The following is a 10,826-nucleotide window of genomic DNA, read 5'->3' as shown; positions in this document are numbered from 1 at the left end:
GAAATCTCTGGTACGAGAACACATCCTGGAGTGATGGCCTCCACGAGCGGTTCGAAGGCTCCGAAAACTGGTTGTTGAACGCACTTTACTGGTTGAAGAAGGACTTCTATGGGGGCCCATTCGAGGTCGAGGAATCGCTTGACATAGCTCCGAGCACTATTGAACGCATACGAAACGGTCTCGAGCACCGATACCTGAAAGTACATCGACAACCAGTCACAGGGTCGGAAACACGAGGAATTGAAGATTCGCTAAAAGAATCCATAACCGACGATGAGCTAATGGAGTCTGGGATAGAGATGCTCAAAATCGCCCGGGCCGGTTTAATTTACCTCTCGCTGGCTGTCCACTTCGAAGAGAGAATGAAGGAAGCCGAACTTGAGGATCCGGTTATGCCTCTGCCAACCGACTGGTTCAGGGACGAATGGAAGCGATAGAATCTACTGCACATTCGAGAGAATTGACGGGGAAAGGGTAGGAGGACTGGAGTAATCTATTCACTCTATACTCCCCATTACTGTGTGCATTCGTCCGTAGAGTGTCTCATCGAGGTTCAGGTGCACTTGCTCATCAAGTGCCTCCGTTAACGCCTCCTCGATATGCGGGTTGTCGAGACCACAGTAGTCCCCCGTTGCGTTAGGATGAATCCCCCCAACGGCGAAGATGTGCTGTTTGTGACTCCACCCAGCCAGCCATCCAAAGAATTCGAGATCTACTGTATGGATATCAACCGTGGTGCTCGTGTTCGAACTCCTATCTTTCAGTTCATAGTCAAGGTTGAATTGATGCATCTGGACAGATCCCACACTTTCTGTAGTAAGCGTTCCACTCGGTAGGCATTCCTGCATTACACTACTGGAAGGAACCCCGAATAACGGAGCGAGGCTCCAGTCGATATCCCCGACAGTAGTAAACCCAGTTTTAGAGAATTCGTGGAGATAGTTTTTGAAATGGTTCTTGATGGGATCGTCTAATTCTCTTTTAGCCAACCATGGGAGGTTGAATGTATTGTCGCTATCAAAGATCGACGAGGTATCTCCTATTCGGTATGCAACGAGCCCACCCAGAGGAATATCAATCTGACCGCCAGTTGCCTCTCGGACTTTCTCTCGTAGGCTATCCCACTGGTAGATGCTGGTACTCCACTTCGCATCTTCCCGTTTGAACCGATTTCTCGGCTTTTCGTCCCGCAAACTCCACCCTTGTTCCTCGAGAACGCTCGTTGGAATCGATGGGTGTGGGGGATACTCGGAAGGGTCGGTTTCGAACCAATCTTCATGGAAACTGAATGCAACAGCTCCACTGCCGGATTGCCGGAGAAATTCCCTTCGAGAGACCATCTAATGTTCAGCAGAGCACCCAGCATATTAATCCAAACGTCGAATTCGAGTAGTTTCTTTTGACCCCTGAATGTGTGAGGGGCTCGCTGTACTGGCGATTTCACGAAACACGGTGAGAACGATGGCAACTAGAAACATCTACGAGAGCGGATTCGACGAGGACGTCCGAACGGAATCGAGTGCGAACCAGTGTCCCGAGTGCGACGGTCGAGTCACCACGAACGCAGTCGAAACGGTCTGCGAGGACTGTGGCCTGGTCATCGACGAACAGCGTATCGATCACGGGCCGGAGTGGCGGGCGTACGACGACGAGGAGCGCGAGCGAACGGGTGCTCCACTCACTGCGGCCCGCCATGATCGCGGCCTGTCGACGGAAATCGGTCGCGGCACCGACGCGAAGGGGAACGAGCTCTCTGGGCAGAAGCGACGGCGACTCGCGCGGATGCGCCGTGAGCAGACCCGCGGTCGCTGGCGGTCGAAAGCGGAACGGAATCTCGCACACGGACTGGGCGAAGTGCGTCGGTTGGCGAGTGCGCTCGAACTCTCTGATTCGGTCCGCGACCAGGCGTGTCAGCTCTTCCGGAGCGCCCAGAACGAGGATCTGCTTCGTGGCAGATCCATCGAGGCCATTGCCGCGGCCAGCGTCTACGGGGCCTGCCGGTGCAACGGCCTCTCGCGGTTGGTGGATGACGTCAGCGAGATGGCCCGCGTCGCGGAGTCACGGGTCACGAACGCGTACAAGACGCTGAACGAAGAGCTGGGCCTCCCCGCTGAGCCCGTCTCTCCAAGCATGTTCGTACCGCGACTCGCCTCGGACCTCGAGTGTCCGGACGAAATCCGACAGCGGGCCCGAGCCCTCGCGGAACAGGCCGAGGAGCACGGCCTCACGACGGGCGTCCATCCGGCCGGGTTCGCAGCGGCCTGTCTCTACAAGGCCGGTCGCGAAGAGGGCCGATGGCTGACGCAATCCGAGGCCGCGGACGTGGCGAACGCCTCGAAGGCGACTGTCCGGGCACACCGGGATACGTTGGAGGAACAGGTCGCCTGACGCAGCCTACTGTTTCTCCGTCTGTATTGCATATCGTTCTATCCACGCTACGATTTAAACACGAAGACGAGCCATGTTCTCTGTAGACTGCTCTATGAACGGTCGTTACTCCGACTTTGAGGAACTGCGGCCGACCGGCGAGGCGTCCCACATTCCGGACACGAGGCTGGACGACGGGTGTGAGGGTGCCCCCCGGCGGCAACGCGTCGCGACGAGCTCTGGTGGCTACCCTGATGCGCCGACGGTAACCGACGGCGAGTGCCGGTCCTGTGGGGCGTCAGTCCCAGACGGCCAGACGAAATGCCGGTTCTGTCTCACTAACCATCTCGGGAGTGACGCCACTCGCACGGACGAGGCCGCGTCGACGACGTGCCTCGGCATCGTCCACCTGGTCGTCGAGTCGACCACGTTCTACGGCGCCGTCGCGAAGGGCGGCGCCGCGGCGAACCTCCTCTCCGCCAACGAGGCGGAGCCGGCCGTCGACGACTACACACTCCTCTACGACCTCGACGAGGCGCCGGCGCGCCAGCTGGCCGAGCAATGGCCCTCACTCCCCGACGCAGTACAGGTGGCGTCAGCGGAGGGAGAGCGGCTTCTCAGTGCCGCCCGTGACCGGACTGGGTGGCACGGGCAGGAAGCGTCGGAGGGTCAGGAGCAGGCCCCGACGCGGCTCTACGACCAGCGTGGGGACGGCATCCGCGACGCGTCGCGTCTCGACGCGGTCCTCGACGACGCCGACGACGCGGTGTGGCTGGTTCCAGCGATAGCGCTGACCGAATCCAGAGGCGAAGCTGCGGCTGATCGCCAGGTATCGTCGGTACCGACGACGCAGGAACTCGACTGTCAAAACTGTGAACGGGCGACCGACCATCGGTTCAAGAGCCACGAATCGGTCCCGGATGAGGCGTGGACCGGCCAACCGATCTGGGAGTGTCGGGTGTGTGGCTCGGCTCGCTACGGCCCCAGTCCATCAACTCGTAGTTCTTAACCAACAAAATGGCAGGGAAGGTTTCAGTGTTGGTTAATAGACGCACTCAGTTCCACAGTTACCCGCACCCAGAGAGGTTTCTCTGCGCCGTGAACCGGCGAGGCGCTTCACATGGACCCACGCAACACGCCCGGATATCGACTGCACCGCTCATTCACCAATCTCAAGCGCATCGAGACGGCCGGACTCGACGACGCAGATCAGGAGCGGATCGAGGCAGCGAGAGCTCTCCTGCAGGACGTGAGTCTGCTCTCGCACCCAGACCACGGTGGGGACGCCGATACGCAGGTCGAGTCCTGAACGGCGTCGCAAGGCGGAGTTCCGATGTTTCGCTCTGGAGGCTGTTTATTGCCCCCCAGAAGGGGTGCGGGGGAGCGATCCCCGGGAACAACCAATGACCCACCTGACTGAACAATTGCACATTCCCGAACAGAGACAACAAAGGTGAATCACAGATGGACGACACGCTACGACGCACGGTGCGAATCAAACTCGACGTACCCAGAGAACGTCGTGGCGATCTCCATCAGACCAAGACTCAATTTCTCCACTGTGCTAACCGAACGAGCGAGTGGGCCTGGCGGTACGACGACGACTGTATCACCAGCAAGAGCAGGGCCGAAGAGGCCCTGTATGACGAGTTACGGGAGGAAACCGAGCTCACCGCTAATCTCATTCAGAAAGGTATTCGTCGCGCTATCGCAGCCGTCAGGGCCGGCGTCGAGAAATTGACGCAGGGTGAGAAGACCAGCCAACCAAAGTTCGACTCGTGGAGCATCGTGTACGACAAACGCTCCGCGACGTTCAACGACGACCACGCCACCCTCTCGACACCGAACGGAAGAGTCACCGCCGAATACGTTCTCCCACCTGAAAATAAGCGAGAGAACACGCCGTTCGGACGGTACTACGAGAGTGACAACTGGAATACGTCAAGTGCCACGCTCCAATATGACGAGAACGAGGACACGTTCTACCTGCACGTTACGCTGAAAAATCCCGATTATGGGAGTGACGGACCGGAACGCCAAGAAAGCGAGTCATGTGATGATCTCCCCGAGAACGGAGTGGTTCTCGGCGTGGACTTGAACGTGACTGGCGCGTTCGCCGTCACCTCCACAGGCAAGTTCATTGGCAGTGCAGACTTCCTCACCCACAAACGCGAGCAATACGAGCAACGCCGGGGGTGCCTACAACAGACGGGTACTCGGTCGGCTCACCTCACGATTCAATCTATTGGTAGTCAGTTCAGCGAGTGGTCATTAGACTGGCTCCACAACCGAGCCAACGACCTCATCGAGGAAGCCGATGATGCGGATGTAGACGGGATTATTTTCGAGGACCTCACTCACATCCGCGAGAACATTGCGAACGGCAGCAAGTTCCAGCAGTGGGCCTACGCGAAGTTCGTGGAGCTCGTTGAGTACAGGGTCGAATCCACAGAGTTGTTCGTCGATTTCGTGAACCCAGCGTACACGAGCCAGCGGTGCTCATACTGTGGGTGTACCCACGAGGATAATCGCGACGACAAACAGTTCGAGTGCCAGTCATGTGGGTATGAGGTGAACGCTGATTACAACGCGGCGAAGAACATTGCAAACCGATACTGCGAGTATATCCATCGCGGGCAGAAGTCTCGCGGTGGATGGGCCACCAGTCAACTGGCCCTCAAGTCAGGGACGCTGAACGTGAACGGCGAGTACACGCCTTCCGCCTTGCGCGGATAGAGCGGGAGTCCACTGACAAGCCTCGGAGCTAAATTCGAGGTGGTTGACCAAGTGCCGCTTTCCCGTACTGGCGGGGAAGTATGTCGTTCGCGACGGCGAGGTTCTGCACCCGGACCTCAGTCCCCTCGACCTGATCAACGAGTAGCAGTGGGCGCTGATACGATTTTATTCGGAGTGAGATCTGAAACTGCCGGTCAGTACAGACAAGATATTTACCATTTCAGAGAGTGACCCTGAATATGGCGACCTCCACACGAACGCCCGACACTCGGACATTATCGGGTATACTCATCGGGCTAACCGTTCTCGGAATTGCCCTCTTAGTCGCAAATATGCCGAGTTCCCCACTTCGGAGTGGGAACCTTGAGTTATTTGCTATCTTTGCGCTCCCGCTAATTATCTCACTGGTTGCGTATATTCGATTCGCTGAACCAGTTGTCTGGTGGGAGGTTGCCCTATTAGGCGTCTGGGGAGCGCTGGGTATCGCCCTTACAACCTTTGTCGGATTTCTGGCGACGATGGGGACGCCCGGCGGCTATCCGGGGGCCGGAGCTGAGCTCATCCGAAATATCGCTCTGTTCTTCGCGGGAACGCTTGGACTCAGCATCCCCTATGGTCTCGCTGGAAGGTTCCGTCGAGAACACCCTCAACGAACGGTCGTGAGCGCCCTACTCGGTTCCGTTCTCCTATTCATCCTCTTTAACGTTGTCGCAGTTGCGGTATAGGCAGATCCACTTGCCGATTTTGCCGGCCCGATTTCACTACTCATCCCGAATAACGAAACCTCGCTAGCAGCTACTGGTAGCGTTGTTCGTCCCCCGAGAGGGGTGCGGGGCGATCCAGTCGCGGTCGCCCCGTGAGGTGATTGCTCGATGGGACACCGCGCACTCGTTGCGTACGAACGCACAGACGGACAGTACACGCTCCACTACAGCCATTGGGGCGCAGCGAACCTCAAGCTCAAGCGCCGAATTTCGGCTGAATCGCCGTTCGGTGGTGACGACACCGACTCCAAGTGGGCGAAACAGCTCCTCGCAGAGCTTGCCGGTGGCCTCGAGGCAGATGCGGTCGACGGCTACCTCGCCGGCGAGGATCGACCGTCGACGGTCGTCGAGCCGAAGCCCAGCGCCACCGGGCTCACCCTCGACGAGATCGTCGCTGACCACCTCGACTACCACCACCACGAGGCGTTCTTCGTGGTGTCGACGACGTTCGAGGTGACCGCCTACCGAACGCTGTGGTTCGGGTTGCAGTACGATTCGGAGACAGTCGAACAGGGAGAGACGGTCGGGAACGGCGCGCTTGCGACGGTGCGCTGGTACGACGGCGAGCCGGTCGGCGACGGCCACCTGCAGGGGCAGTTCGCGGCCCTCAAAGACGTCGTCGGCGACATGCTCGACAAGGGCGTCTTCACACCGTCAACGGCGAGACAGTATCTGAAACGGAAGCTCGCTGAGCGGGTCGGAGACCGACAGGAGCTGCTCATTCCGACCGGAGAATCACCCTTCGAGACAGCGAGTCTCGGCAAGTCGTAACACCAATCCCTTAGTGGATATCGGGGGATGTCTAAGTATGTCAAATCAGTCTGAAGATGACGTTCGTGTTTGGCTTGTCGAACGGACGTACTCCGATGACGAGCAGAACCTGATCATCCTCACCTACGCAACACCCGATGGAGAACAGTACTATCGGAAGGAACGCGCACTCACGTCCTTCACCGACGTCCGAGACACGACAGCAGCAGTCGATGCTGAACCCGGCAATCTTGGCATGGTCGATGACCCCGACCTCCAGGAGCAATACGCGGCCGAAGCACAGCGAATGCAGGAGGTTCACGACCCGGACGACGTGATCTGATACCCGCCAGTAGACATCGCCCCAAGCCATGGGTTATGTCGTGGCAGGCCTTAGTCGGGGTATGCGCGAACTCGTCTTCGCTCTCGAATACGAGCCCGGCTGCAACAGGGTGGCGGACGCCCTCGCAGACCACCCCGACGCTCGCGTTCGTTCACTCTCGCTGCACGCCACTGCCGACCAGCTCTGGCGAGTCGACCATGCCACCGGCACTCCGGACGCACTCGACGCCATCGAGGACGCGTTTCGCAACAGCGACTACTACGCCGACTGTCTCGCCACCGAGGACTGCGGCGCAACCCAGACCACCCGTGTCCTCGACCGCACGGACGACACGCTCATCCTCTACTCCGACTGGGAGCGGACCCCTGCCTGTGCCTCAGTCCCCCACATCGCCCGCGACCACCTCGGCGACGGTGTGCTGTTCGAGACCCGTCACGAGGGCCGCCACTACACGTGGCGGCTCATTCACTCCGACGAGGGCGATGTGGCGGCGTTCTTCGATTCCCTCGGGGTTGCCGTCGGGGAGTGCGCCCAGATGGAGATGCTCCGCACCGCGGATACGACGACATCAGCTGGGGGACGCGACGGGACACCGAGCGGCCTACCGCCAGCCCAGGAGGCCGCTCTTCAGGCCGCGGTCGAACACGGCTATTACGAGTCGCCCCGCGAGGTTGACGTCGGCAAGCTCGCCGAGCATCTCGACATGCCACGGTCAACACTCACCTACCGACTCCGTCGGGCGGAAGAACATTTGGCGAAGCAACATGTCGCCGGCGAGCGGGTAGCGGAAGAGCGGCTGGCATCGCACTGAGGGCCGCAGTTGGAATATTCCAACAAAGACATATCGAACTCCCGCCCCTACCGTGACGTGATGACAGAGAATCCGGACGCAGCAGGGGGGACGAGCGGCGGCGGACAGCGACGTGAGCTGACCGCCCGCCTCGCCGTTCCCGAGATGGACTGTCCCTCTTGCGCCCAAAAGGTGGACAAGAGCCTCCAGCGTGTCGACGGCATTACTGACGCCACGCTCCAGCCGACCACCGGCACGGCCAACGTCACGTACGACCCTGATCGAACTAGCGAAGCCGACGTAGTCAAGGCGATTGAAGGCGCCGGCTACGAGGTCGTCGGGGGCTCGGACGCCGAGGGCGATGATGAGGACAACCAGGCGACCGACGGCGTCGACATCGCGCCACCATCGGAGGTCTGGACAAGTCCTCGCGCGAAGAAGACGTGGCTCGGCGCGGCGTTCGTCACGCTCGGCCTCCTCTTCGAGTTTCTCCTCACCGGACAGAACGCCACGGTGGCGAGCGTCCTCGAGTACCCGCTCCACATCGCAGATGTCCTGTTCCTCGGCGCCGTCGCCGCCAGCGGCATCCCCGTCGTCCGTAGCGGGTACTACTCCGCGAAGAACCGAAGCCTCGACATCGACCTGCTGATGGGGACGGCGATCATCGCGGCGACCGGTATCGGCTACTTCGTCGAGGCCGCCACGCTGGCCGTCCTATTCAGCATCGCCGAGCTGCTCGAGGACTACGCGATGGACAGGGCACGGGACTCCCTGCGCGAGCTGATGGAACTCTCGCCCGACGAGGCGACCGTCCTTCGCGATGGTGAGGAAGTGACCGTTCCCGCCGAGGAGGTCGACGTTGGCGAGACCGTCGTCGTCCGCCCCGGCGACAAGATGCCGCTCGACGGAACGGTCATCGACGGCGAGAGTGCAGTCGACCAGTCGCCGATCACGGGCGAGAGCGTCCCCGTCGACAAGACTGCCGGCGACGAGGTCTACGCCGGCGCGATCAACGAAGAGGGGTACCTCGAGGTAGAGGTCACCTCGACCGCTGGCGATTCGACGCTCTCGCGCATCATCGAGATGGTCCAGGGCGCACAGGCGAAGAAGACCGAGTCTGAGCAGTTCGTCGACCGCTTCTCCGGCTACTACACACCCCTCGTCGTCGTGCTGGCAATCCTGACCGCCGCAATCCCGCCGCTGGTCATCGCCGACCCCATCTCGGTCGACCTGGCCGGGTACGGGTTCACCTTCGCGAGCGACTGGCAGACCTGGTTCATCCGCGGGCTCACCCTGCTGGTAATCGCCTGCCCCTGTGCGTTCGTCATCTCCACACCCGTCTCGGTGGTGTCGGGCATCACCAGCGCCGCGAAGAACGGCGTCCTGATCAAGGGCGGCAACTACCTCGAAGCGATGGGCGAAGTCGATGCCGTCGCGCTCGACAAGACGGGGACGCTCACGAAGGGCGAACTCGCCGTCACCGATGTCGTCCCGGTCGGCGACACCACTGAGGATGATCTGCTCCGTCGCGCCGCCGGGCTGGAGCGGCGCAGTGAGCACCCCATCGCTGCGGCGATTCTCGCCCGTGCTGAGGAGGCGGGCGTGGGCGACCTGCCCGACCCGAGTGGCTTCGAGAGCCTCACCGGAAAGGGCATCCGCGGGGAGATCGACGGCAAGACGTACTATGCGGGCAAGCCCGCGCTCTTCGAGGAGCTGGGCTTCGACCTCGCTCGGGCACGCCGCGAGACGGACGGCGGCGTCGCGGCGGAAGAGGCGGCCGAGTACGACGACGGGGCATTCGCCGAGGACGCGCTCACCTCACTGGAGCGGGAGGGCAAGACGGTCGTTATCGTCGGGACGGAGTCGGAACTGCTGGGTGCAATCGCCATCGCCGACGAGGTGCGCCCGGCCTCGAAGCGGGCTGTCGAACGCCTGCACGAGCTGGGCGTCGAGCGCGTGGTGATGCTGACCGGCGACAACGAGGGCACCGCCCGCGCCATCGCCGAGCAGGTCGGTGTCGATGAGTATCGCGCCGAACTCCTGCCCGACGAGAAGGTCGACGCAGTCGAGGAGTTACAGGCGGAGTACGGGGAGGTCGCGATGGTCGGCGACGGCATCAATGACGCCCCCGCGCTCGCCACTGCGGAGGTCGGCATCGCGATGGGCGCGGCGGGCACCGACACCGCCCTCGAAACGGCTGATATTGCGTTGATGGGCGACGACATCGGGAAACTCCCGTACCTGTACGACCTGTCGCATACGGCCAACGGCGTGATCCGGCAGAACATCTGGGCGAGCCTCGGCGTGAAGCTTCTGCTCGCGTTAGGCGTGCCGCTGGGCCTGGTCAGCGTTGCGCTGGCAGTCGTTGTCGGAGATATGGGGATGAGCCTCGGCGTCACCGGGAACGCGATGCGGTTGTCTCGAATCGAGCCCGACCGGTTCTCCGACACCTGATTCTGCGGCCGAAAAGGCGGGCAGGGCGCTCTTCTTTCGGGACTTACCTCCGCTACATCGAGACAAGTTGTGGTTTGTCTGGGGCAGAAAGGACTGAGCCCCACCGTTGGCTCGTGATTTGATGCCCGAGAATCCAGACAACGATCCGTTTCACGACTGCGAGTTGGATCCCGAGGCGATCCTCGGGACACACACCTTCGAAGACGCCCTGTTCACCGACGAGACGGAAACACCGGTGAACGTGCTCACTGGCGAGACACCAGCCCATTCGCAAGCCACCGTCGAGGAAGCGAAGGCGTTCGCTGCGAGTATCGACACGGACACACCACAAATCGCGCTCCCCGCATCCGTCGAGTCGCAGGTCGAAACACAGAGCAAGCCCTACACGGCGGCCGCGTTCTTCCACTTCAAGGCGACAGGCTCGCTCGAACGCCACCGCGCCTACCACGCCGCATATGACTCGGATGCGTTCACCGTCGACTTCGAAGCTGACTACGAGTCCGGAAACCTGACCATCACAGTCGATCGAACGAACGAGTCCTAAGAATCGACCGCTAGATCGGGTTTTTCGGGCGCCGGCGATGGGTGCCGGCGCAGCAGGAGCGAGCGAGCAGTCACTCCC

Annotated in this window: 12 protein-coding genes; 11 read left to right on the top strand and 1 reads right to left on the bottom strand. The window is 60.9% G+C overall.

The genetic code is table 11. The features are described from left to right. A partial coding sequence (locus DVK01_RS21920) for an LA2681 family HEPN domain-containing protein (RefSeq protein ID WP_255410239.1) occupies positions 1-437 on the top strand: 437 nt, incomplete at its 5' end. 60 nt (positions 438-497) lie between these two features. Here DVK01_RS21920 and DVK01_RS21685 read toward each other — a convergent pair. Further along, positions 498-1,340 carry a hypothetical protein gene (locus DVK01_RS21685; RefSeq protein ID WP_147435191.1) on the bottom strand — a complete coding sequence of 281 codons (843 nt, stop codon included), beginning with the start codon at positions 1,338-1,340 and terminating at the stop codon, positions 498-500. A gap of 121 nt (positions 1,341-1,461) precedes the next feature. Here DVK01_RS21685 and DVK01_RS19185 point away from each other — a divergent pair, with 121 nt between their 5' ends. From DVK01_RS19185 to DVK01_RS19140, 10 genes are all read left to right on the top strand, one after another. Next, positions 1,462-2,388: a transcription initiation factor IIB family protein gene (locus DVK01_RS19185; RefSeq protein ID WP_121538292.1), complete on the top strand. Its 927-nt coding sequence runs from the start codon at positions 1,462-1,464 to the stop codon at positions 2,386-2,388. A 94-nt stretch (positions 2,389-2,482) separates the two neighbouring features. Continuing rightward, entirely contained in the window at positions 2,483-3,376 is an 894-nt protein-coding gene (locus DVK01_RS19180) for a hypothetical protein (RefSeq protein WP_199722386.1), read from the top strand. A 111-nt stretch (positions 3,377-3,487) separates the two neighbouring features. Beyond that, complete coding sequence (locus DVK01_RS19175) at positions 3,488-3,676, top strand: hypothetical protein (protein ID WP_121538262.1); 189 nt, start codon at positions 3,488-3,490, stop codon at positions 3,674-3,676. A 155-nt stretch (positions 3,677-3,831) separates the two neighbouring features. Then, positions 3,832-5,103: an RNA-guided endonuclease TnpB family protein gene (locus tag DVK01_RS19170; RefSeq protein WP_121538260.1), complete on the top strand. Its 1,272-nt coding sequence runs from the start codon at positions 3,832-3,834 to the stop codon at positions 5,101-5,103. A 239-nt stretch (positions 5,104-5,342) separates the two neighbouring features. Continuing rightward, the gene (locus DVK01_RS19165; protein WP_199722385.1) at positions 5,343-5,828 is read left to right on the top strand and encodes a hypothetical protein; all 486 of its coding nucleotides are present in this window, start codon (positions 5,343-5,345) and stop codon (positions 5,826-5,828) included. Positions 5,829-5,975: 147 nt separating this feature from the next. Next, positions 5,976-6,638, top strand: a complete 663-nt coding sequence (locus DVK01_RS19160) for a DUF6735 family protein (protein ID WP_121538258.1) — start codon at positions 5,976-5,978, stop codon at positions 6,636-6,638. A 37-nt stretch (positions 6,639-6,675) separates the two neighbouring features. After that, complete coding sequence (locus tag DVK01_RS19155; RefSeq protein ID WP_006183450.1) at positions 6,676-6,960, top strand: hypothetical protein; 285 nt, start codon at positions 6,676-6,678, stop codon at positions 6,958-6,960. 61 nt (positions 6,961-7,021) lie between these two features. Then, a complete protein-coding gene (locus DVK01_RS19150) occupies positions 7,022-7,771 on the top strand; it encodes a helix-turn-helix domain-containing protein (RefSeq protein ID WP_008526038.1) in 750 nt (249 codons plus the stop codon). 60 nt (positions 7,772-7,831) lie between these two features. Continuing rightward, positions 7,832-10,204 (top strand): cation-translocating P-type ATPase, encoded by a 2,373-nt coding sequence (locus DVK01_RS19145; RefSeq protein ID WP_199722384.1) that lies wholly within the window; start codon positions 7,832-7,834, stop codon positions 10,202-10,204. Between the two features lie 121 nt (positions 10,205-10,325). Next, the gene (locus tag DVK01_RS19140) at positions 10,326-10,748 is read left to right on the top strand and encodes a hypothetical protein (RefSeq protein WP_008526040.1); all 423 of its coding nucleotides are present in this window, start codon (positions 10,326-10,328) and stop codon (positions 10,746-10,748) included. The last annotated feature ends 78 nt before the right edge of the window (positions 10,749-10,826 follow it).

This window comes from Haloarcula sp. Atlit-120R (genome assembly GCF_003665885.1).
Taxonomy (GTDB): domain Archaea; phylum Halobacteriota; class Halobacteria; order Halobacteriales; family Haloarculaceae; genus Haloarcula; species Haloarcula taiwanensis.
The sequence above is the reverse complement of the archived record's forward strand: the minus strand, read 5'-3'. Positions and strand labels throughout refer to the sequence as shown.